Genomic DNA, 21929 nt, shown 5'->3' with positions numbered 1-21929 from the left:
TCTTTAAGCTCCAATTTTACGATAGAGATTAATAAGCTCAATAAGCCCAGCCATTGCTTCAAATCCCTTATTGCCAACCTTTGTCCCAGCGCGCTCAATAGCTTGCTCAATACTATCAGTAGTGAGAACGCCAAAAGTTACAGGTGCGCCATATTTAAGCGTAACATTCGCTATGCCTTTAGTCGCTTCGGCAGAAACATAATCAAAATGCGGCGTAGAGCCTCGTATCACTGCGCCAAGACAGCAGATTCCATCATATTCGCCCTGTGAGAGAATCTTTTGCAGCGCAAAGGGAATCTCATACGCTCCGGGCACAAGCACCAAATCAAGCAAATCTTCAAGTCCGCCGTGTCGCACAAAACAATCTTTCGCACCCTCTACTAATCTATCTGTAATCAAATGATTAAAACGAGAACTAATAATCGCAATCCTCTCATCGCCTGTAAGCTGTAATTTACCCTCAATAATGTTCATTATTCACTCCTTGATTGATTTGAGAATCTATTTGCCATTTTGATGTTGTGTGAGATTCTCAATATCACACAACTGCTCTATAAGCGGGATAAGCGCATTTGTTTGCACCATATTTGGTCCATCACTCAGTGCTTCTTTTGGGTTTAAATGTGTTTCCATAAAGAATCCATCTACTCCCACGGCAGCAGCAGCACGAGCAAGATAGGGCACAAATGAGCTATCACCTCCGCTTTTGCCTCCCGCTGCACCGGGCATTTGCACACTATGCGTGGCATCAAAAATCACAGGTGCAAAAGAGCGCATTATCACAAGGGAGCGCATATCAACGACAAGATTCCCGTAACCAAAAGTACTTCCACGTTCTGTAAGCCATACAGCATATTTTTGCGACTGCTCATAAGTAGCTTGTGTGCCTCCACGCGTTTTAATCGCCTTTAAGACACTATGCTGCATATCTGCGGGATTCATAAATTGCCCTTTTTTGATATTTACAATGCACTCTGTTTTTGCTACCTCAACGATTAAATCTGTTTGGCGACACAAAAATGCAGGAATCTGTATCACATCCGCTACTTTTGCAATATGCTTTGCTTGGTGGCTTTCGTGAATATCGGTGATAATCTTATAGCCAAATTGTTTTTTAATTTCAGATAATAATTCAAGTCCTCTCTCTAGCCCTGGTCCGCGATAACTCTCCAAACTCGTACGATTTGCCTTATCAAAACTCGCTTTAAAATAAAAATCAATATCTGCCTTTTCACTCAAAGGCTTTAATGCTTGTGCGACTGCACTTAGCGCCTCATAACTTTCAATCACACAAGGTCCGCTCATTAAAATCATCTTTTCTCCTTATGATTTAATTTTATTAATCGGCTTAAATTCGCGTTGTATCATATTATAATTAAGAATCTCGCCTGTTTCAATAATATAATACCACCCATAAACATTAAGCTCTCCTCTATCAAAACGCTCTTCTACAAAAGGATAAGTCATTAGATTCTCAAGCTGATGTTCAATATTAATCTGCTCCATAAGCCACCTACGCTTAGCTTTTGAGCTAGGTTTGAGTGCATCAACTTTTTGCTTAACCGGCTCTAAAAGCTCAATCCATTTTTTGACATATGGAGCTTTTTCTAGCTCCTCTGGTGGTTCATAAATTGCAGAGCACGCTCCACAATCACTATGCCCACAAATAATGACATTCTTAATACCCAAAATACTAAGCGCATATTCAATGCCTGAAGTCGTTGCCAAATATCCTCCACGCATATTCTTATCGCTTCCAAGATAGGGTGGGACAATATTGCCCATATTGCGTATGACAAACAAATCACCGGGCAAGGAATTTGTGATAAGATTTGGCACGACTCGCGAATCTGTGCAGGTAATAAGCAATGTATGAGGCTCTTGCCCTTTTTTAAGGCTTTCATAGAGCTCCTTATGCTCATTAAAGTCTTCCTCGCGAAATTTGATTGCCCCTTCAAATAACTCTTTCATACCTCTTTTTCCCCTTGTGGTTAATCTATCACTCGTAATCTTTAACAAAGTATGGCATTATATCAAACTAAAATAATGACAGGATACGAAAAACAAATTTATTCATTATAAGGAGCAAAAGTGTGAGAGAGCTACTTGGAAACATTATCAATACTATTGTAGAAATTGTAGGCACTTTGGGTTATGGAGGGATTTTTATAATGATGTTTTTAGAATCAAGTTTTTTTCCCTTCCCCTCTGAAGTAGTAATGATACCTGCTGGATATTTGGTTTTTAAAGGCGAAATGAATGCTTTTATCGCAGTGGCTTGTGGCATTGCTGGTTCTCTTGCTGGGGCGTTATTTAATTATTACATTGCGCTCAAATTTGGGCGAGATTTTCTTATCCGCTATGGCAAATATGTCTTTTTTACAGAATCTACAATGCAAAAAATGGAATCTTTCTTTCTCAAACACGGACCAATAAGCACTTTTGTAGGCAGACTGATTACGATTATAAGACAATACATTTCTCTTCCTGCTGGACTTGCAAGAATGAATCTTATAAAGTTTTGTCTTTATACATCTTTGGGTGCGGGGATTTGGGTGATTATCCTCACACTCATTGGATATTATGCAGGTGTGTGGTTTGGCACAGATATGAATATAGATTCTATAATCCACGCCTTTACTTCCACAACGCCAAGTGCGCAAGAAATAGAGCTTAAAAATATAGTCAAACAAGCAGGATTTTATACACTTGGCTTTGTGATAGTGTGCATAGTAGGCTATGTATGCTATTGGCGCATTCAAAAACGCAATAGATAGGGTTAATCTTTTGTAAATCAATGTAGTGCGTTTATGCTCTCAATCCTTAATGCGTAAGAAAAAAAGGCTCACTCTTTGCATAAAAGTAAGTTTGCGTTGGGAATACTTAAGAAGCATACGAAGAATACCTTTGCGTCTAAAAAAACACGCACAATTAAGAGGCGTTAGCCCCATACCATTATCTTCATTGGGATTTGCACCAAAGGTAAGAAGCAGCTGCACCATTTGTTCATAACCCTTAAAACACACTCCTGCAAGAGGCGTTTGATTCTTATCATTTTTCTTATCAACCAAAGCACCTCTTTCAAGGAGCATTCTTGCCACTTCAAGATTATTATGATAAGCTGCTAACATAAGGAGCGTGTTGCCCTGATGATTTGCAAGATTCACATTCAATCCTGCATTAAGCATTATCTCCAAAGAATCTACATCATTATTTCTTGCGCATTCAAAGGCATATTGACATAATTCCTCTAGCTTTTCTTGCTCTGCTTGTGTGAGAATTTCTTTCATTTTGCACTCATCATAAGGCTTAAAACAAATGTTTTAAGCCAATTTATTTACAATCCCAAAAGCTCTGCTACTCTTTTACCATAAGATTTATCAGCCTTTTTAAAATGCTCAAGTTGTCGCTTTTTAATCTCCACAGGCACACCCTCCATAGATTCTTTGATATTTTGACACAATGCTTCTTTTTGCTCACTACTCATCAAGCGATACAAATCCCCCGCTTGTACATAATAATCATCTTCATATTCACGATGGTCATATTTATACATTACATCACCCTCTTGGACAAAAAGCGGTGGCTCAAGCGCATTTTTATCTTCGGTATAGTCATTTGTAGAACTTGGCTCATAATTACATCTATCACCATATTGACCTTGCTGCATAAAACCATCACGATGTGTGTTGCTTGCAGGCACAATAGGTGCATTTACAGGAAGTTGAATGTGATTAATGCCCAAGCGGTATCTTTGTGTATCACCATAACTAAAAAGTCGTCCTTGCAACACTTTATCGGGACTATATCCTACGCCGGGCACGATATTTGCAGGATTAAAAGCTGCTTGTTCTACTTCGGCAAAATAATTTTGCGGATTCTTATTGAGCTCCAAAATCCCCACTTCAATGAGCGGATAGTCTTTATGACTCCATACCTTTGTCAAATCAAAAGGATTAAAGCGATAGTTTTGCGCCTCTTTTTCAGTCATTACTTGGATACAGAATCGCCATTTAGGATAATTGCCTTTTTCAATGTTTTCAAATAAATCTTTTTGATGAGATTCTCTATCTTTAGCAATAATTGCCTCTGATTCTTTATTAGTAAGATTAGCAATACCTTGTAAGCAAACAAAATGAAACTTCACCCAAAAGCGTTCATTTTTTGCATTGATAAAACTATATGTATGGCTACCAAATCCGTGCATTTCTCGGTAACTACGTGGAATCCCCCTATCACTCATTAAAATTGTTACTTGATGTAAAGATTCTGGATGCAAACTCAAAAAATCCCACATTGCTGCAGGGTTTTTCATATTTGTCTTAGGGTCTCGCTTTTGTGTATGGATAAAATCAGGAAATTTAATCGCATCTTTAATAAAAAACACAGGTGTGTTATTACCCACAATATCCCAATTTCCCTCATTTGTGTAAAGTTTAAGTGCAAATCCGCGCACATCACGCTCTGCATCTGCTGCTCCTCGCTCACCTGCTACCACTGAAAAGCGCAAAAATGCTTTTGTTTTTTTACCCACCTTGCTAAAAAGGTCTGCTTTTGTGTATTGTGTAATATCATTTGTAATAGTAAGTTCTCCATAAGCTGCGCTTCCTTTGGCATGCACTACACGTTCTGGGATTCTCTCTCTATCAAAATGTGCAAGTTTTTCTAAAAGCCAAGTATCTTGGAGGAGGCTTGGTCCCCTTTGTCCTGCTGTTATTGAATTTTGATTATCGCCCAATGGTTTGCCTGTGGCTGTTGTTAGCTTTTTGTTCATAAAATCTCCTTTAGTTAATAAAATATTCTTGCATCAATGCAACTTCACTATAAAACCAAATATTAATGATTCAGTAAATTTGTCTTTATTTTTAACTACAAGATTTAATAAATTATTTTAGAATCTACAACTTTAAAATCCACGCACAAAGTTAAGGAAGCATAATGGATAATGCAATGCACAATACTATCAATGCTATACGATATGAGATTTCTCATCAAGCTAATCTCCCTACGCGTTTTGGTAACTTTCTTACCAAAAGCTTTCGTGAATATGCGGCGAATGATACCTTGCTTGAACATCTTGTAGTTTTTACACACACGCTTGGAGAGACTCCGCTTGTGAGGATTCATTCCGAATGTCTCACTGGCGATGTATTTGGCTCAAAAAAATGTGATTGTGGCAATGAACTTGCTCTTGCAATGGAACAAATCGCGCACAATGCTCAAGGAGGAATGCTTATTTATTTGCGTCAAGAAGGACGCGGTATTGGATTATTTAATAAGATTAATGCGTATGCCTTGCAAGATAAGGGCTATGATACGGTGGAAGCAAATGAAAAGCTAGGATTCCAAAGCGATGCAAGAAGCTATGAAATTGTAGGAGAAATTTTTAAACATTTTCATATCACGCATATTCATCTCCTTACGAATAATCCGCGCAAAATTGACGCGCTAAAGCCCTATGCAAAAATCTTGCGCCAAAGCATCATCACACCAAGCAATCCTCACAATCAAGCATATTTAGAAGTCAAAAAACAAAAACTTGGGCATTTGCTTTAAAGAATAGGGCACTTTACAAAGGAGTAATTATGGCAGAATATCCAACAATGGTAAGTTATGCACAAGCATTAAAAATTATACAAGATTTACCCATTCAACCACTTGGCACACAACAGGTGCATTTTAAAAATGCACTTCATAGAATCTGCGCACAAGATATATGCGCACCACAGGATTATCCTGCCTATCCTACTGCGGCAATGGACGGCTATGCTATCACTTTTGAAGATTTGCCTCTACTTCTTTCCAAAGGTTTAAAAACACTCCCACCAAATAAAGCAGGGAATCCCACTCGCCCTACATTGCAAAAAGGCTATGCAATCAAAACTTTTACCGGCTCTTTAATGCCCATAAATGCTGATACACTTATCATTGTAGAGCATATTACACTTGAAAATGATAGAATCTTCCTCAATGTGCCTAAAGATGAAGTGCGTCAAGCTCAATGGATTCGGCAAGTGGGGGATAATTACAAAAAAGGTGAGATTTTACTGCGTAAGGGCGATAGAATCGGTGCTTTTGAAATTGGTTTGCTCGCTGAACTCAATATAAATTTTGTCCAAGTCTATCAAAAAGTGCGTGTAGGTGTAATATGCGTAGGTGATGAGATTGTTGAAGTGGGTGCAATGAGTGAGCATACAAATATGGTGCGGAGTGTGAATGCTCATCTTTTGGAATCTTTACTTTTACAAATGGGACAAGAACCTATTATTTATCCTCTTATCAAAGACGATAAGGCACTGCTTAAAGCTACCTATGAACAAGCACTTAAAGAATGCGATGTGCTTCTTAGCGCAGGAGGTATGAGTATGGGAGATTATGATTATACCCAAGAAGTCATCAAAGAGCTTACACACATACATTTTAAAGGTGTGCGATTAAAGCCGGGCAAACCTGTTACTTGTGGCACATATTGCAATGCCCATAAGAAAACTTTTGTGCTTGGATTGCCCGGATTCCCAAATTCGTGTGCAATTACTTTTTTGCTTTTTGGCTTCATTCTACTTGCGCGCTTACAAAATAGAATCTATGCCCCTTTAACACTTCAAGCAAAGCTCCTTGAAGATGTGATTCGCACAGATTCTCGTATGGAGTTTCGCGCTTGTGAGGTTATGAACGATAATGGCGTACTTGGAGTGAGATTTAGCACCAAAAAATCTCTGCAAAGCTCAATGATTAATAATCTCACACACAATACTGCTCTCGCGCTCCTTGCGGAAAATGGTAGTAACCTGCAAGCAGGAGAATCTATCCAAATAATGCTCTTAAATCAGTTTTAACTTTAGCTTTGCTATGATTTTTAGAATCCAAACAAGGAGGCAAAGATGATTAAAGTTGATTTTTTAGGTCCAATGAGTGATATTCCCTCACGCGAATTAGAGGCTCACTCGCTCAAAGAACTCAAAGAGATTCTAAGCCAAGATGAATCATTGCGTTCGTGGCTTAATATAAGTGCTGTGGCAGTCAATGATGAAATTATTGAAGACCTCTCCTATCCTCTTTCCTATGGCGATAAAGTGGTGCTTCTACCTCCTGTATGCGGTGGGTAATGTTAGAACTTTATCAAGGAGCTTTGCCTACACATACCATTTATGAAAGTTGGGAGAGCTTTGCAAGAGAGCGTAATGCAGGGGCGTTGAGTATTTTTACAGGTATCGTGCGGGCAGAAAATAATATCAGCGCGTTGAGTTTTGATATTTATGAGCCGCTCTTGCAAAAATGGTTTATGCAGTGGCAAGAGAGGGCGCACAATCATTATGATACTTATATATGTATGGCACATAGTGTAGGTGATGTGCTATGCGGACAAAGCTCTTATATGTGCGGTATTATCTCCTCACAACGCAAAGGTGTGCTTGGCATATATGAGAATTTTATAGAGGATTTCAAGGCAAATGCGCCTATTTGGAAATATGATATAATCAATAATCAGAGAATCTATGCTAGAGAGCGAAGCAAACCCTTGCAGGGGAGCGGTATTTTAAGCGATACCTAGATTCTCTCAATGCTTTAAGGAGCGCACAAAATGCACACGCCTATTATTTTTGCCTTTAGCGGAGAAAGCAATAGTGGCAAAACAACCCTTATTTGCAAACTCTGCGAGTATTTTAAGCCAAAAGCAAAAGTTGCTGTGATTAAGCACGACCCAAAGGATAAGGCATATTTTGATACGCAAGGCAAAGATTCCTATGAGTTTTTTCAACGCTCTAATGCAGTGGCTCTTATCTCCCCTACCCGCACCATTTTACAGACAAAACACAACATAGATTCTCAAAATCCCCAAGACACGCAAAAGATAGAATCCAATGCCTTTTATGCTGTTCTAGAGCAATTTAAAGACTATGATTATATATTTATTGAGGGGCTTAAGACGCTGCCTTTTCCGCGCATTGTAATAGCTAGAGGGCAAATAGAATCTGCGTATATTCCTTATGCTCACGCATTTGCTATTGATGAGAGTGTGAAAAATACGCATATTCTCCCCTCTGCTTTGCCTATTCTTAACCTCAATGACACAGGGCAAATCGCAGAGTTTATCAGCACCTACCCCCAATCTCATTCATTTAAAGGAGCATAATGCACACTATGCAAACAATCAAAATAGGCATTGTAGTTTCTAGTGATAGAGCCTTTCAAGGCGTATATGAGGATATTTCAGGCAAAGCGATACAAGAGGTTTTAAGTGATTTTATCCTCAATCCTTGCGAATATCACTATCATATCATAAGCGATGAGCAAGATTTGATAGAATCTTACCTTGTGCAGTTAAGTGATGAAGTGGGGTGTGATTTAATCGTTACGACAGGTGGCACAGGACCAGCTAAAAGAGATGTAACACCAGAAGCAACAGAATCTGTATGTCAAAAAATGTTGCCGGGCTTTGGAGAGCTTATGCGAAGTGTGAGTCTCAAATATGTGCCAACTGCGATTCTCTCGCGTCAAAGTGCGGGGATTAGAGGCAAATCGCTGATTATCAATCTGCCGGGCAAACCAAAAAGCATTAGAGAATGCTTAGAAGCAGTATTTCCAGCTGTGCCATATTGCATTGATTTGATTGAGGGGAGCTATATCCACGCTAATACCGCCAACATTCAAGTTTTCCGCCCTAAAGCGTAAGAAAATGTTTAAATTATCATTAACAATGCTACATTGATACCTCATACACAAGAATAAACTCTATACTCTATGATGTATTTTGGATAAAATCACAAGCAAATTCAAAAGAAATAAGCTAAAATTGATATAATGCTCCTTTTAAAAAAGCAATTAAGGAGCAATATGCAGCTTACGCATCTCAATGAACATAATAACCCTACAATGGTTGATGTGAGTGATAAAGATATTACTACGCGTGAGGCATACGCAAGTGGCGTTATCTCAATGAGCGAACAAGCCTTTGAAGCAGCGATAAATCACACAGGAAAAAAGGGGAGCATTACGCAAACTGCGATTGTTGCTGCGATTATGGGAAGCAAAAAGACAAGTAATCTTATCCCTATGTGCCACCCGCTTATGATAAATAAAATTAATGTAGATATAACCCCAAATCCCGCTAAGCACTCTATCACACTTGGTGTTTTAGTAAAATGTGAGGGCAAAACAGGCGTAGAAATGGAAGCGCTTACAGGCGTGAGTATAGGGCTTTTAACCATTTATGATATGCTTAAAGCCATTGATAAATCTATGATAATAAGTGATATTTGCCTGCAATCAAAAAGTGGTGGCAAAAGCGGTGATTTTGTGCGCAAGGATTCGTAAATGCCACTTCATATCCCTAGCCTTATTCTACTTATATGTGCAAGTCTTATCCTAAGCGGTGGAAGCGTATGGCTATGGCTCAATCATCGCTTTAAGAAAAAACAATCTCAACTTATTACAGCCCATAATGCTACGATAGAATCTTTGCAGCAAAAAATCCAAAGCCTTGAAAAACAATATACCCAAGCTCAAACAATGCTCCAAATGATAGAATCTACCCACACTCAACGACTTAAAGACATACAAGAAGTGTGTGAAACGCGATTGAGCGAGGAAAAAATACGCTCTGCAAATATGCTTAATACGCTCCAAGAGCAATTTTATCGCTCACAAGAGGAGCAAGATAAAAATAAAGAAGAATTAAAAAATGCCTTTAAAGCTCTAAGTTCAGATATTTTGCGTCAAAATACACAAAGTTTCAATCAAATGCAGCTCCTCTCACTTCAACCGCTTAAAGAGGAAATTGCAAGATTCACAAAGCAACTCAATGATAATCATACTACTACACTTACTCAACACACCGCCTTACAAACCCAAATTGAACAATTAAGCAAGCTCAATGTGCAGCTTTCAAATGACGCACATAATCTTACAAACGCGCTTAAAGGTGGAAATAAAACGCAGGGAAATTGGGGTGAAATTATTTTACAACGCGTATTTGAAAATAGCGGCTTACAAGAGGGACGAGAATATGAATTGCAAACAAGTATGCGCGATGAGCAATCACAATTATTGCGCCCCGATGCAATCGTAAAATTGCCCAAAAGTGGCAATGAACAGCGATGTGTAGTGGTGGATTCTAAAACTTCGCTTGTAGCATATGAAAAATTATGCAACGCGCAAAATGAAATGCAAAAATTAAATGCACAAAAAGAATTAGCACACTCCATACAAACGCATTTTAATAATTTAAGTGCTAAAAACTATCAACACCACTTGCAAGGGCAAAAGCTTGACTTTGTGTTGATGTTTATCCCCATTGAGGGAGCGTTTTTAGAAGCAATGCAGTATGACTACACACTCTATGATAAAGCATATCAAAAAGGAGTGGTGCTTGTCTCGCCTACTACGATTATGGCGGTGCTTCGTATTATCCATAATTTATGGCTAATTGAATACCGCGACAAAAATATTAATAGAATCTTTAATGAGATTAAAAAACTTTTTGAACGCATTGAAAAATTTGAGGGTGTGCTAGAGCAACTAGGGCGCAATATTGATACAATGAAAAAAACTTATGATGATGTAATGACCAAATACAATGGCAAACAAGGCATTGCACCTAAAAGCAAAGACATTCATAAATTGCTTCAGGGCACAGAAATTGAAACATTGCAAATACAAGAGGATATTTAAGGCATTATATCAAGTGTGCTTTGATAATCTTTTGTCTGTATTCCAAGTATATGCAGCAAAGTATGAAATACATAATCGTGGCTTAAATGATCATTTACGCGCGTCTTTGCTGCATTTGGGAATCTTTCCCACCCTGCACTAAACCACATTATTGAGGGGATATGTTTTTGATACTTTGGTGCAAGAGTATAGCCTAACCCCCCGTGCATATACTGCCCTAATTCTCCCAAACTTTCGCCGTGGTCGCTTACATACCACAGCATAGAACGCATAGAGGTTACCTTTTTGAGATTCTCTATGATTTGAGCCAATACCCAATCACTATACACAAGCGAATTGTCATACGCATTGACAATTTCTTCATAGGTGCATTTTGAAAGCTCTTTTTGCTCACAAACAGGAGTAAAGCGCGTCCAATCTTTTGGATACCGCTTATTATAAGAAGCTCCGTGACTGCCATACTGATGCACAACAACAAAAGTGTTGCGTTGCATTTTTTGAGCCCCTGCAATAATTTTTTGAATATCAGGCAACATCACACCATCAAAGCTATCACTTGGGTAAAGGAGAGTATGTTTAATATTTCTATCACAGCCCCCCACACATTTACCACCATTATTGCCCAAATACCACACTTCATATCCCACACTTTGAGCTATATCAAGGATATTATTGATATACAAAGAAAGATTCCGATTTGTATAAGTCTCTTGTGTATAATTTGTTAGCATACAAGGCACTGAAATAGCTGTAACAACGCCGCAAGAATAAAAATCCTTAAAACTTATCACATCAAGAGCATTTGTATAGGGATTTGTAGGCTTTGTGTAGCCATTAAGAGCAAAATTTGCACTTCTTGCACTCTCACCAATAACCAATACAACAATTTGTGGTGGCGTTGTTTGCATTAAGTAAGCATCTTGTGCGATGAGTGTCGGAACAAAGTTTTCTTCTTGTAAATTCTGTACATAAAGAAACAAGGAGCGTAGAGGTGAAATAGGATTGAGCATATTCTCAAGCTTTTTTTGCGCCTTAAACACAAAAACAATATCCTTTCCCCATAATCCATAACTTCCGCCAATAAGCACACTTAATATCACAATAAATGCCAATTTTTGAAAAAATGCACGAATAAAGGGCACTTTCTTGACTTTAATAAAAGCAAGTAAGACAGCAGGAAGCACTCCAAATAATAAAACATATTGAATAAGCCCAAAACTGATTAAATCAAAAGCCTCATCTATATGTGTTTCAAATATACTTTGGATAATATCCTCATCAAATACAACACTTAAAGAATCCATATAGAATCCACAGACACTACATAATAATAACACTATACCTATTATATACTTCACGCTCAAACGCAGAGTAATTATTTCAAAAGCTAGAGCTAAAATCAAAGTATGTATCGTGCCATTTAGCCATATAAGATAATCAAAACCAGCTTGATGTGCAGCAGTTTTAAAAGTAGTATGAAAAAAATCATTCAAACAAAAGACAATAAAAGCACTGCTTAGGAGAATAAGGAAATGATAATTAAGGGAAAATTGAGGAAGTTTTTTAAAATATTTTCGCATATAAACTTTATGGTATCGCATTATTCTTTAAACTCCGCCTGAAGCGGAGTTTAAAGATTCTAAAGAATTGAATCAAGCTTTTGTCGGATAACTTGTTCTGGCATTGCGCCCGTAATTTGATCTTTAATCTCCCCATCTTTCATAAATAAGATTGTAGGAATATTTCTAATACCAAATCGTTTTGATAGCTCTCCTTGTTCATCAACATTTACTTTGCAAATCTTTGCCTTACCCTCATATTCATCTGCAAGTTTATCTATTACAGGAGAGAGCATCTTGCAAGGATTGCACCAAGGCGCCCAAAAATCCACTAAAGCTACACCGCTTAAAGCTTCTGTATCAAAGTTATCATTCGTTAATTCTTTATACTTAGCCATAACAAACTCCTTGTTGTCATTTGAGATATATTTTAAACCTACTACTCCCCCAAAGCACTACCCCATTGTCTTTTAAGGCTACTTAAAGTCATAGCAGTATTTAAAATCCAAGAATATTATATATTACTTTATTCAATATTCAATAAAAATTTTACTGAGCAATACATTTTATGCAAATCAATTATCAAAACTCTCCTAATGCAAGTTTTAGTACTTTTAGTAACTTCACAAAACAATTAAAGTGTTTTAGTTTTATTTAAACAAAATCTCAACATTTTAATGTAAAAATACTATTTGATAACAACAAACTACAAAGGAAAGGGTTCTTATGAAAACACAAGATGCACACCAAGAGTTGTTTAAAAAGGCTTCTCAAAGACTTGATGAGCTCTCCAAACTTCCTGCTCATAACGCAGGAAAAGATTTGCTTAAAGAATTAGAATCTAAAGGATTCTCTCGCCGTGATTTTATGAAGTGGTCAGGAATGATGACAGCTGCATTAGCCCTACCCGCAACTTTTGCGCCACTCACTGCTAAAGCTGCTGAAGTTGCCAATCGTCTTCCGGTAGTATGGCTACATATGGCAGAATGCACAGGTTGTAGTGAAAGCTTGCTTCGCAGTGATGCCCCAAGCATAGATTCTCTCATTTTTGATTATATTAGCCTTGAATACCACGAGACTGTTATGGCTGCTTCGGGTTGGCAAGCCGAACATAATCTTGAAAATGCTATTGAAAAATATGCAGGACAATATATTTTAATGGTGGAAGGTGGTATCCCTAAGGGAAGTAGTGAATTTTACCTCACTATTGGAGGACACGCTCGCACAGGTGCAGAAGAAGCACGACACGCAGCAAAAGGTGCAAAAGCGATTTTTGCCATTGGCACTTGTTCAAGCTTTGGTGGTGTCCAAGCTGCACACCCCAACCCAACAAATGCTGTGCCTCTTAGTGAAATTACCAACCGCAGTGTCATTAATGTACCCGGTTGTCCGCCAAGTGAAAAAAATATTGTGGGAAATGTGTTACATTTTATCCTTTTTGGCTCTCTTCCCTCTCTTGATGCATACAATCGTCCAACTTGGGCGTATGGACTAAGAATCCACGACTTATGTGAGCGGCGAGGACGTTTTGACGCAGGACAATTTGTTCAACATTTTGGCGATGAAAATGCAGAAAAAGGCTACTGCCTCTATAAGGTAGGTTGTAAAGGACCTTATACTTTTAATAATTGCTCAAAATTGAGATTTAACCAACATACAAGTTGGCCTATTCAAGCAGGGCACGGCTGTATAGGTTGCAGTGAGCCTCATTTTTGGGATACAATGAATCCATTTGAAGAGCCTATAGGCAATCGCCTTTATGCAACAAGTTTCAATGGAATGGGTGCAGATAAAACAGCAGATACAATCGGCGCAGTAGTGCTAGGAGCGGCAGCCATAGGTATCGCTGCACACGCAATTATTAGCTCAACACAAAATGCAAAATAAGGGGTAAAATATGACAAAACGTATCATTGTAGATCCAATTACAAGAATTGAAGGACATTTACGAATTGAAGTTATCGTTGATGACAATAATGTTATCCAAGATGCATTCTCAACCTCAACATTATGGCGTGGCTTAGAAACAATTGTTAAAAATCGTGATCCACGCGATGCAGGTTTTATTATGCAAAGAATCTGTGGTGTATGCACATATTCTCATTATAAGGCAGGAATTGTTGCTGTGGAAGATGCATTAGGGATTAAACCACCCCTTAATGCCATTCTTACTCGCGCTTTGATGAATATTTCACTCTTTTTACACGACCACGCTGTGCATTTTTACACTCTACACGGACTTGACTGGTGCGATATTACCTCTGCCCTAAAAGCTGATTGTGCAAGTGCAGCAAAGCTTGCTTTCAAATATAGCCCAAATCCTATCTACACTGGTGAAAATGAACTCAAAGCAGTGCAAGAAAAAGTAAGCACTTTTGTCAAGCAAGGTGCGCTTGGACCATTTGCAAACGCATATTGGGGACATAAAACCTATCATTTTACGCCAGAGCAAAATCTCATTGTTCTCTCACATTATCTCAAGCTTCTTGAAGTGCAACGTGTAATTGCACAAATGATGGCAATTTTTGGTGCAAAAAACCCGCACCCACAAAGTCTCACGGTAGGTGGCATAACTTCTGTGATGGATATTCTAGACCCTAGTCGTTTAGGTGAATGGCTAACCAAATATAAAGAAGTTGTTGAATTTGTGAATCGCGCATATTGGGCAGACATTATTATGGCAGCTGAAGCTTATAAAAATGAAGATTCTGTGTTAAAAGGTTGCGGTGTAAAAAACTTTATTAGCTTCCAAGAAATACAAGTAGGCGCTGAAGAATGGCTCTTTAGTAGCGGGATTGTCAAAGATGGTGATTTGAGCAAAGTCTATCCTATTGATGAAAGCAAAATCACAGAGGAAGCTATACACTCGTGGTATGAAGATAATGAACCACTTCACCCATATGATGGCAAGACAAACCCAAAATATACAGGCTTTAGAGATGCTCAAACTATTGGACCCGATGGCAAACTTATAGATTCTAAAATTATTGATGAAAGTGGCAAATATTCGTGGATTAAATCTCCTCGCTATGATGGTGAGCCAATGGAAGTTGGACCACTGGCAAGTGTTGTTGTGGGCTATGCGAGTGGTAATAAAGCTATGGTTGATGTTGTAAATGAGTTTCTTAGTGCCACAGGCTTACCCAAAGAAGCACTTTTTAGCACTCTTGGTAGAACCGCAGCGCGTGCAATTGAATGTAAGGTTGTCGCAGACCACGGGATAAAAGCTTTTAATGCTCTTGTCGCTAATATTGCTTCAGGAGATAAAAATACCTGTGCGCCTTATAGTATTGATAAAAATAAAGAATACAAAGGACGCTTTATTGGTAATGTGCCTCGAGGAATGCTTAGCCACTGGGTGCGTATCAAAAATGGTGTAATTGAAAACTACCAAGCTGTTGTGCCTTCAACTTGGAATGCAGGACCACGTGATGCTAATGGTAAAAAAGGACCTTATGAAATGAGTCTTATTGGCACACAAGTCAAAGATATTACGCAGCCACTTGAGATTATCCGCCATATCCATTCATTTGACCCGTGTATTGCTTGTTCAGTGCATGTTATGAATACACAAGGTAATGAATTAAGCCAATACAAGGTAGAACCATCATTTGCAAGATTAAGATAAAAGGAGGCGATATGAATACAAATAAAATTGAAATGTTTAAAAAAGAGCTCCATATGCACGAGGAGTTCTCTGGACTCACTCGCATATTTCACTGGCTAAGAGCCCTATGTATTTTTACACTTATCGCTACAGGATTTTATATTGCTTACCCTTTTATTATATCAAATCCTGATACAACACAGGCTACTTTGCAAGGAAGCATACAAGGGCAAGTTGTTATTGAACAAAGTATGGGTGCAGTAAGCACATCTTACTTGCAAGGCTATATCCGAAGTGTGCATTTAATTATGGGTTTTGTGCTCATTGCTATTTCGTTTTTTAGAATCTATCTTTTTTTCTTTGACAAAAAATCTTTGCCTGAGAGAATCTCGCTTCACCAAGTGCTTCAACCTAAAGTATGGATAGCCCAAATTAAAACCTATATGTTTATAGGCAATCACCCTCACATCAATGGAGCTTACAATCCCATACAATTTGTAACCTATTTATGTCTTGGCATACTTGTATTTCTTATATCTCTTACAGGAGTCGTGCTCTATTATAATGTCTATAACAATGGACTTGGAGCAATTTTAGAATTTTGCTTTAAGTGGGTAGAAGTGCTTTGCGGAGGTTTATCAAGTGTGCGGAATCTGCATCATATTTTTACTTGGGCAATTATTATCTTTATTCCAGTGCATATTTATTTTGCGGTATGGAATTCAATCAAATACCCAAATGGTGGTGTAGATGCTATTGTGAGTGGCATACGTTATACTGATGAAGTAAAAGTTTAACTTTATATGAAAATCTTGGTGCTTGGCATTGGCAATATCCTCTTTGGTGATGAGGGTATTGGGGTGCATTTAGCCAATTTTCTTAAGCTTAATTATCGCTTTAGTGGGGAAAATGAGGTGGAGTTTGTTGATGGCGGCACACTTGCCTCTATGCTTATTCCCCTGATTACCTCCTATGATAAAGTTCTCATTCTTGATTGTGTAGATGTCAATAACGCTAACATTGGCGAAGTATATTATTTTGATTTTGATAATGTGCCAAATATTATTACTTGGGCAGGAAGCGCACACGAAGTAGAGATGCTTCAAACACTGCGTCTTGCAGAAATTAATGGTGATTTACCTCCTGTGAAAATTATTGGTATTATTCCTGAAGTTATTGGTGAAGATACAGCTTTTACTCTCTCTGAACCTGTAAAAGAAGGTGCAAAGCTTATGGAAAAACTCGCCTTAGAATTTTTGGCAGAAAATGGTATCCACGCGCAAAAAATTGACAATAGAGATTTACAGGAAGTCGCTAATGGTTCTTTTAGAGGCTATGAATGATTTATGATTTTAGATTCTATAATAAAAGCCAAGATGAAAGCTTTTTTCTTTTTCTCATTGCCTCGCAAGCCCAAAGTCTTAACTTAGAAGCATTTTTTTATACATATGCAGAGCATACGCATTGCTTGATCCCTAACATACCTGCCCTAAAAGAATCTTATGCGCAAATTTATCCTAATCAGCCTATACCTTCTTCGCTTGATTGTTCTTATGAGAGCGAATCTTATGCAAAACTTATTTTAGAATTTGCTAATGAAATTTCGCTCAAGCTTCCTCTGTCATTATATTTTTACTTCCGCGAATTACATACAATCACACCACCAACACCCTTTTATGACACTCTTTGCAAAGAATCTATGCAACAATCTATTCCTCACGCGTTCCCTGACAAGCCTATGAATATACAAAACTTATTGCAAGATTCACACGCTATCCTTGCGCATTTTCACGCACCCAAAACATACTATTATACTGCCTTAGAGACAAAAGAGATTCTTAACCCCTCAAGCGATATGTTTGCATTTCTTAACCCACCTCATTCCTCTATGCATAAACCACTTGCCACTCAAGACAAAGCATATTTTGTGGGTATTGTAGATATGCTCAAAGAAAAACAATGTGTGCCTTTTTGCACGCAACGAGGTATGCAGATTCTCTCTCTTGCTCCCACGCCTCATACGCATACTACTATACTTTGCGATATTGCCTCAATTAAAACTTATTTTCGCACACATCAATCTCATATTGATACGCTTGCAAGCTTTGAAAAGCCTCTTACGCGCCTTGTGCCAAAAGAAGTATTCCAAGAACACTTCCCTATTGATGAGTGTGGCTTAGCGTTGATTGGACTTCCTTATGATATGCCTCTAGCCCTTATTGGCGCATTACTTTTACAAGATGACATTAGTTATTTTTTTCTCTCTTATGATATACAACACACCTATCCAACACCATTTGATTTTTGCCACTCTCTTGGCTTAAACGCGCAGACTTTCACTATCTCACATAATGGCATACTCATTGATACACATATCACACAGCAATATACTTTAGAATCACTTATTAATACTCATCTTTACTCGCATACACAGGCAGATATATCCTCCACAGATACTCCACATTCTTTGCCACACTTGGAAGATTCTCCCTCTCAACCCTATCTTGTCATCTATCTTAGCACAACTCACCCAAGTGCATTTTTGATTCAAGAACAAAAATCAAAAATCCTTCTTGATATTAGCTTTGAATGCAATCCTCATCTCATACTCCAAGATATTATCCATTCTTACAAAAGTGGAGATGAGCTCATTAAAAGCTTTGGGACACATTCTCCACAGCTTTTAAAACATATCTTTGCCTTGCCCACTACCCCACAACTTTCACATAATCTTACTGATATATTTGGTATTCTCTCATTCATACTTGGCTTTAGCTCTACTTATGATACTCCAGCTGATAAAAATGCACTTTTTTATCGTGCTTATCGCTTTGTGCGCGAAAGAGGACCGCGTATTGATTACACACTTTTGCGCAAAGATAATACAATCTCGCTTGATTATAATCGCATTGTCCGCTCCTGCATAAGCTTTAAATGTGCAGATATGGACGATGAGATTCTTGCTTATGGAGTGCTTGATTCTTTGAGTGAATTTCTTGCTACCCTTGTGCGCGATACAAAAACAAATCTTGCTATTAATAATGTTCTCTTACTTGGCGATATGCTAGGCAATAGTATATTTCTTGATAGAATCTTAGGCTATCTCCCCAAAGATATTCATTTAATTTTGCCCCAAGATGGTAAATTAGATTACTAACAAGTTACCCAAAATAGCTATAATCCACACTTATTTTATAGAAGGAGTGATTTATGAAAGCTTTATCTTTCGCCTCAATATTAGGAATTATAGGACTTGCCCTTATGATGAGTGCGTGTAGCGATGAAAAAAAAGCATTTAACACCAACGAATGCCCTAAAGATGCTCTTTGTTTATACAAAAATGTCTCATTTTCACAAAATATTATGCCCAATGCCTATAAAGCAAGTATTCGCATTACAGAAAGCGATACCTTACGCAAAGGCGGCGAAATAGAATCTACAGCCAAAAAAGATATTGCCAATACACTCAATGACATTATTGCGCTAAGTAAGCAAAAAGGATTCTGCGAAGGAGGCAATCACGATTTGCGCCCAAATATCCAATACAAAGATGGTGCAGCGCGCGACACCGTTGGTTATACACTTAGTTTTAGTCTTGAATGTGATGTGCCAAGCAAACAAAAAAAAGATTATGATACTTTTATCGCTGATATTGACAAAAAAATCAATAAAAATAAATATCTTAGCTTCCTTGCACCCAATGTCAATATCATTGCTACCCCCCAAGCTTGGCAAGAAGCTCAAGATAAAACCTTTGGCGGTGCTCTTAAACTTGCACAAGAGAGCGCACAAGAATATTCTAAGATTTTAGATAAAAAATGCACTCTTGTAAGTGCTGATGCTATGAATAATACTCTTGCACCGCGTGAATTTGCTAAAGTAAGCAATATGAGTGCTTCAGCTGATGTGAGTTGGGAACTACCCTCACCTAAAGAACAAGAAATTACAGCAAAAATTCAAGTCAAATACATTTGCAAATAAAGGGGGCGAAAAATGAAAAGCACACTTGATACATTGCTCATACACGGAGGGGCGACCACAGACCCGCGAACAGGAGCGGTTAATCTACCTATCTATCAAACCTCTACCTATGCTCAAAGCGCACTTGGAGAGCATTTAGGTTATGAATATTCGCGCACTAAGAATCCTACGCGAGATGGTATTGAAAGCCTTATTGCCGAATGTGAGGGCGGAAAATTTGGCTTTGCTTTTGCCTCGGGTATGGCAGCTATTGGCACGATTTTAAGCCTTTTTCAAAGCGGAGATTGCATTATTATTTCAAACAATGTCTATGGTGGCACTTTTAGAATCTTAGATAAAGTCTTCTCGCATTTTCATATCAGTTATAAAATTGTTGATACACGCGATTTAAAAGCCTTAGAATCCGCTATCACGCCTGAAGTCAAAGCTGTGCTTATTGAAACTCCAGCAAATCCACTTCTTAGCGTTACACCTTTGGAACAAGTTGCTACACTCGCGAAAAAAAAAGGAATTTTGAGCATTGTAGATAATACCTTTATGACACCTTATTTACAAAAACCATTAGAACTTGGCATTGACATCGTAGTGCATTCAGCAACAAAATATCTTGGAGGGCATAGCGACCTTATAGCAGGACTTGTAGTTGTTAATGATGCCGCACTCGCAGAGCGAATTGGCTTTTTACAAAATAGCATTGGCGGCGTGTTAGCACCTTTTGATAGCTTTTTGCTTATTCGCGGTATGAAAACTCTAGGCTTAAGAATGCAGCGCCATTGTGAAAATGCCCTGTTTTTAGCACAAGCTTTGAAAACGCATAATGCAGTAGAAAAGGTATATTATCCGGGATTGGAAAGCGATGAGGGCTATGAAGTGCAAAGCTCGCAAGCTCGTAGTGGTGGCGGTATGCTAAGTTTTGAGCTCAAAAAAGACTATGATTATAGAATCTTTTTTAAATCCACGCAAATAATCGTCCTAGCCGAAAGTCTAGGGGGCGTAGAATCTCTCCTTTGCCACCCTGCATCTATGACTCACGCCTCAATCCCTAAAGAAGTGCGTGAGCGTATGGGGATAAGCGAACATCTTATCCGCCTCTCTGTTGGTATTGAATATGCACAAGATTTACTTGATGATTTGAATCAAGCTATCAAAAAAGCAAAGGTATAGTATGCTCTATCGTTCAAGTCTTGAACTCATAGGGCATACACCGCTTTTAGAACTTACGCATTTACGCATTCCAAATCATAATCGCATTTTTGCGAAGCTAGAATTTTATAATCCCGCAGGAGGCATAAAAGATAGAGTAGCGCTTTATATTTGCCAAAAGCTTAAAGAAAAGGGGCTTTTACATAAAGATTCTGTTATTATTGAAGCTACTGCTGGAAATACAGGACTTGGTATTGCTTTTGTAGCACAACATTTTGGGTGCAAAGCCATTTTGATTGTGCCCGATAAATTCTCTATTGAAAAGCAGATTCTAATGCGCGCTCTAGGCGCAGAAGTCATTAACACACCAAAAGAAAAAGGAATGCAAGGTGCTATGGAAAAAGCGCAAGAGATGTTATCTCACACGCCCTATGCACTAAGCTTTAATCAATTTGAGAATCTTGATAACCCACAAGCTCATTATCTCACCACAGCCAAAGAGATTTATGATGATATGGCACAAGTGCGCTCAAATGGCGAAAAGTGTTCTGCTGCATTCCTTGATTATCTTGTATGTGGTGCTGGGAGTGGAGGAAGCTTCAGTGGTATAGTTCGTTATCTTAAGGAACAAGATTCCCGCATAAAAAGTGTGCTATGCGACCCTGTGGGGAGCATTATCGGCGGGGGAATTGAGGGCTGTGCAAATATTGAGGGTATTGGCAATAACTTTATCCCCGATACAATGGATATTTCGCTCATTGATAGTGTGCAAAAAATAACAGATGAAGAAGCCTATGAGGGAGTGAGGATATTAGCCAAAAATGAGGGAATCTTAGCAGGTATATCTTCTGGTGCGTGCTTGCAAGCTTGCTTAAAACTTGCAAATGAAGTGCAAAATAGCCTGATTGTAACACTTTTTGCAGATGATTTGAGTCGTTACTTTAGTCGTAATTTGATTGAATAAAATT

General features: G+C 38.3%; 24 protein-coding genes. 17 read left to right on the top strand and 7 right to left on the bottom strand.

Annotated features, from left to right (window positions below):
* Positions 1–3 precede the first annotated feature (3 nt).
* The 3 genes from ribH to OQH61_RS02125 are packed head-to-tail and all read right to left on the bottom strand — an operon-like array spanning position 4 to position 1971.
* A complete protein-coding gene (ribH, locus tag OQH61_RS02135; protein WP_266025608.1) occupies positions 4–474 on the bottom strand; it encodes a 6,7-dimethyl-8-ribityllumazine synthase in 471 nt (156 codons plus the stop codon).
* Between the two features lie 27 nt (positions 475–501).
* The gene (kdsA, locus tag OQH61_RS02130) at positions 502–1314 is read right to left on the bottom strand and encodes a 3-deoxy-8-phosphooctulonate synthase (RefSeq protein ID WP_266025607.1); all 813 of its coding nucleotides are present in this window, start codon (positions 1312–1314) and stop codon (positions 502–504) included.
* Between the two features lie 9 nt (positions 1315–1323).
* A complete protein-coding gene (locus OQH61_RS02125) occupies positions 1324–1971 on the bottom strand; it encodes a carbonic anhydrase (RefSeq protein WP_266025606.1) in 648 nt (215 codons plus the stop codon).
* A 122-nt stretch (positions 1972–2093) separates the two neighbouring features.
* Between OQH61_RS02125 and OQH61_RS02120 the strand changes: the two genes are divergently transcribed.
* Positions 2094–2777, top strand: coding sequence for a DedA family protein (locus OQH61_RS02120; RefSeq protein ID WP_266025605.1), 684 nt, complete (start codon positions 2094–2096; stop codon positions 2775–2777).
* 39 nt (positions 2778–2816) lie between these two features.
* Here the strand turns inward: OQH61_RS02120 and OQH61_RS02115 are convergent, their stop codons facing one another.
* Both OQH61_RS02115 and OQH61_RS02110 read right to left on the bottom strand, forming a co-directional pair.
* Positions 2817–3290, bottom strand: coding sequence for an ankyrin repeat domain-containing protein (locus tag OQH61_RS02115; protein ID WP_266025604.1), 474 nt, complete (start codon positions 3288–3290; stop codon positions 2817–2819).
* A gap of 47 nt (positions 3291–3337) precedes the next feature.
* On the bottom strand, positions 3338–4774 hold the full coding sequence (locus OQH61_RS02110) for a catalase (RefSeq protein ID WP_266025603.1): 1437 nt from the start codon (positions 4772–4774) through the stop codon (positions 3338–3340).
* A gap of 164 nt (positions 4775–4938) precedes the next feature.
* Between OQH61_RS02110 and ribA the strand changes: the two genes are divergently transcribed.
* The 8 genes from ribA (at position 4939) to rmuC (ending at position 10671) form a co-directional block, all read left to right on the top strand.
* Positions 4939–5556 carry a GTP cyclohydrolase II gene (gene ribA / locus OQH61_RS02105; RefSeq protein ID WP_266025602.1) on the top strand — a complete coding sequence of 206 codons (618 nt, stop codon included), beginning with the start codon at positions 4939–4941 and terminating at the stop codon, positions 5554–5556.
* Between the two features lie 29 nt (positions 5557–5585).
* Positions 5586–6836 (top strand): molybdopterin molybdotransferase MoeA, encoded by a 1251-nt coding sequence (locus OQH61_RS02100; RefSeq protein ID WP_266025601.1) that lies wholly within the window; start codon positions 5586–5588, stop codon positions 6834–6836.
* A gap of 45 nt (positions 6837–6881) precedes the next feature.
* Positions 6882–7106: a MoaD/ThiS family protein gene (locus OQH61_RS02095; protein ID WP_266025600.1), complete on the top strand. Its 225-nt coding sequence runs from the start codon at positions 6882–6884 to the stop codon at positions 7104–7106.
* Entirely contained in the window at positions 7106–7552 is a 447-nt protein-coding gene (locus OQH61_RS02090; protein WP_266025599.1) for a molybdopterin synthase catalytic subunit, read from the top strand. Before OQH61_RS02095 ends, OQH61_RS02090 begins: the two co-directional genes overlap by 1 nt.
* A 30-nt stretch (positions 7553–7582) precedes the next feature.
* Positions 7583–8134 carry a molybdopterin-guanine dinucleotide biosynthesis protein B gene (mobB, locus tag OQH61_RS02085; RefSeq protein ID WP_266025598.1) on the top strand — a complete coding sequence of 184 codons (552 nt, stop codon included), beginning with the start codon at positions 7583–7585 and terminating at the stop codon, positions 8132–8134.
* 8 nt (positions 8135–8142) lie between these two features.
* Entirely contained in the window at positions 8143–8673 is a 531-nt protein-coding gene (mog, locus tag OQH61_RS02080) for a molybdopterin adenylyltransferase (protein ID WP_266025893.1), read from the top strand.
* Between the two features lie 162 nt (positions 8674–8835).
* Complete coding sequence (gene moaC, locus OQH61_RS02075; protein ID WP_266025597.1) at positions 8836–9315, top strand: cyclic pyranopterin monophosphate synthase MoaC; 480 nt, start codon at positions 8836–8838, stop codon at positions 9313–9315.
* Positions 9316–10671, top strand: coding sequence for a DNA recombination protein RmuC (rmuC, locus tag OQH61_RS02070; protein ID WP_266025596.1), 1356 nt, complete (start codon positions 9316–9318; stop codon positions 10669–10671). It begins immediately after the preceding gene.
* Here rmuC and OQH61_RS02065 read toward each other — a convergent pair.
* Positions 10668–12272, bottom strand: a complete 1605-nt coding sequence (locus OQH61_RS02065; protein WP_266025594.1) for a phosphoethanolamine transferase — start codon at positions 12270–12272, stop codon at positions 10668–10670. The two genes, rmuC and OQH61_RS02065, sit on opposite strands and share 4 nt — an antisense overlap.
* Before the next feature lie 38 nt (positions 12273–12310).
* Positions 12311–12628: a thioredoxin gene (gene trxA / locus OQH61_RS02060; RefSeq protein WP_266025592.1), complete on the bottom strand. Its 318-nt coding sequence runs from the start codon at positions 12626–12628 to the stop codon at positions 12311–12313.
* Positions 12629–12956: 328 nt separating this feature from the next.
* On the opposite strand from trxA, the gene OQH61_RS02055 reads away from it, so the two are divergent.
* From OQH61_RS02055 to OQH61_RS02020, 8 genes are read left to right on the top strand one after another with little or no spacing between them, the layout of a single operon-like run.
* Positions 12957–14117 carry a hydrogenase small subunit gene (locus OQH61_RS02055; RefSeq protein ID WP_266025590.1) on the top strand — a complete coding sequence of 387 codons (1161 nt, stop codon included), beginning with the start codon at positions 12957–12959 and terminating at the stop codon, positions 14115–14117.
* Positions 14118–14127: 10 nt separating this feature from the next.
* On the top strand, positions 14128–15858 hold the full coding sequence (locus OQH61_RS02050; protein WP_266025588.1) for a nickel-dependent hydrogenase large subunit: 1731 nt from the start codon (positions 14128–14130) through the stop codon (positions 15856–15858).
* Between the two features lie 11 nt (positions 15859–15869).
* Complete coding sequence (gene cybH, locus OQH61_RS02045; protein WP_266025586.1) at positions 15870–16634, top strand: Ni/Fe-hydrogenase, b-type cytochrome subunit; 765 nt, start codon at positions 15870–15872, stop codon at positions 16632–16634.
* 6 nt (positions 16635–16640) lie between these two features.
* The gene (locus OQH61_RS02040; RefSeq protein ID WP_266025584.1) at positions 16641–17180 is read left to right on the top strand and encodes a HyaD/HybD family hydrogenase maturation endopeptidase; all 540 of its coding nucleotides are present in this window, start codon (positions 16641–16643) and stop codon (positions 17178–17180) included.
* Positions 17177–18994 (top strand): hypothetical protein, encoded by a 1818-nt coding sequence (locus tag OQH61_RS02035; protein ID WP_266025582.1) that lies wholly within the window; start codon positions 17177–17179, stop codon positions 18992–18994. The genes OQH61_RS02040 and OQH61_RS02035 overlap by 4 nt, the downstream gene beginning before the upstream one ends.
* A 53-nt stretch (positions 18995–19047) precedes the next feature.
* Positions 19048–19818, top strand: a complete 771-nt coding sequence (locus OQH61_RS02030; RefSeq protein ID WP_266025580.1) for an SIMPL domain-containing protein — start codon at positions 19048–19050, stop codon at positions 19816–19818.
* 12 nt (positions 19819–19830) lie between these two features.
* On the top strand, positions 19831–20982 hold the full coding sequence (locus tag OQH61_RS02025) for a trans-sulfuration enzyme family protein (protein WP_266025578.1): 1152 nt from the start codon (positions 19831–19833) through the stop codon (positions 20980–20982).
* Position 20983: 1 nt separating this feature from the next.
* Positions 20984–21925, top strand: a complete 942-nt coding sequence (locus OQH61_RS02020; RefSeq protein ID WP_266025576.1) for a cysteine synthase family protein — start codon at positions 20984–20986, stop codon at positions 21923–21925.
* The last annotated feature ends 4 nt before the right edge of the window (positions 21926–21929 follow it).

The organism is Helicobacter sp. MIT 21-1697, assembly GCF_026241255.1.
Lineage (GTDB): Bacteria > Campylobacterota > Campylobacteria > Campylobacterales > Helicobacteraceae > Helicobacter_C.
Note: the sequence above shows the minus strand (reverse complement) of the source record. Positions and strands in the feature narration are given on the sequence as shown.

Bases quoted from the DNA above. Each gene is read 5' to 3' on its own strand.
- moaC (WP_266025597.1), top strand. From the start codon at position 8,836: ATGCAGCTTACGCATCTCAATGAACATAATAACCCTACAATGGTTGAT.
- OQH61_RS02090 (WP_266025599.1), top strand. From the start codon at position 7,106: ATGTTAGAACTTTATCAAGGAGCTTTGCCTACACATACCATTTATGAA.
- OQH61_RS02030 (WP_266025580.1), top strand. From the start codon at position 19,048: ATGAAAGCTTTATCTTTCGCCTCAATATTAGGAATTATAGGACTTGCC.
- OQH61_RS02040 (WP_266025584.1), top strand. From the start codon at position 16,641: ATGAAAATCTTGGTGCTTGGCATTGGCAATATCCTCTTTGGTGATGAG.
- cybH (WP_266025586.1), top strand. From the start codon at position 15,870: ATGAATACAAATAAAATTGAAATGTTTAAAAAAGAGCTCCATATGCAC.
- OQH61_RS02055 (WP_266025590.1), top strand. From the start codon at position 12,957: ATGAAAACACAAGATGCACACCAAGAGTTGTTTAAAAAGGCTTCTCAA.
- trxA (WP_266025592.1), bottom strand. From the start codon at position 12,628: ATGGCTAAGTATAAAGAATTAACGAATGATAACTTTGATACAGAAGCT.
- OQH61_RS02020 (WP_266025576.1), top strand. From the start codon at position 20,984: ATGCTCTATCGTTCAAGTCTTGAACTCATAGGGCATACACCGCTTTTA.
- OQH61_RS02110 (WP_266025603.1), bottom strand. From the start codon at position 4,774: ATGAACAAAAAGCTAACAACAGCCACAGGCAAACCATTGGGCGATAAT.
- ribA (WP_266025602.1), top strand. From the start codon at position 4,939: ATGGATAATGCAATGCACAATACTATCAATGCTATACGATATGAGATT.
- mog (WP_266025893.1), top strand. From the start codon at position 8,143: ATGCAAACAATCAAAATAGGCATTGTAGTTTCTAGTGATAGAGCCTTT.
- OQH61_RS02115 (WP_266025604.1), bottom strand. From the start codon at position 3,290: ATGAAAGAAATTCTCACACAAGCAGAGCAAGAAAAGCTAGAGGAATTA.
- OQH61_RS02050 (WP_266025588.1), top strand. From the start codon at position 14,128: ATGACAAAACGTATCATTGTAGATCCAATTACAAGAATTGAAGGACAT.
- rmuC (WP_266025596.1), top strand. From the start codon at position 9,316: ATGCCACTTCATATCCCTAGCCTTATTCTACTTATATGTGCAAGTCTT.
- mobB (WP_266025598.1), top strand. From the start codon at position 7,583: ATGCACACGCCTATTATTTTTGCCTTTAGCGGAGAAAGCAATAGTGGC.
- ribH (WP_266025608.1), bottom strand. From the start codon at position 474: ATGAACATTATTGAGGGTAAATTACAGCTTACAGGCGATGAGAGGATT.
- kdsA (WP_266025607.1), bottom strand. From the start codon at position 1,314: ATGATTTTAATGAGCGGACCTTGTGTGATTGAAAGTTATGAGGCGCTA.
- OQH61_RS02095 (WP_266025600.1), top strand. From the start codon at position 6,882: ATGATTAAAGTTGATTTTTTAGGTCCAATGAGTGATATTCCCTCACGC.
- OQH61_RS02035 (WP_266025582.1), top strand. From the start codon at position 17,177: ATGATTTATGATTTTAGATTCTATAATAAAAGCCAAGATGAAAGCTTT.
- OQH61_RS02065 (WP_266025594.1), bottom strand. From the start codon at position 12,272: ATGCGATACCATAAAGTTTATATGCGAAAATATTTTAAAAAACTTCCT.
- OQH61_RS02025 (WP_266025578.1), top strand. From the start codon at position 19,831: ATGAAAAGCACACTTGATACATTGCTCATACACGGAGGGGCGACCACA.
- OQH61_RS02100 (WP_266025601.1), top strand. From the start codon at position 5,586: ATGGCAGAATATCCAACAATGGTAAGTTATGCACAAGCATTAAAAATT.
- OQH61_RS02125 (WP_266025606.1), bottom strand. From the start codon at position 1,971: ATGAAAGAGTTATTTGAAGGGGCAATCAAATTTCGCGAGGAAGACTTT.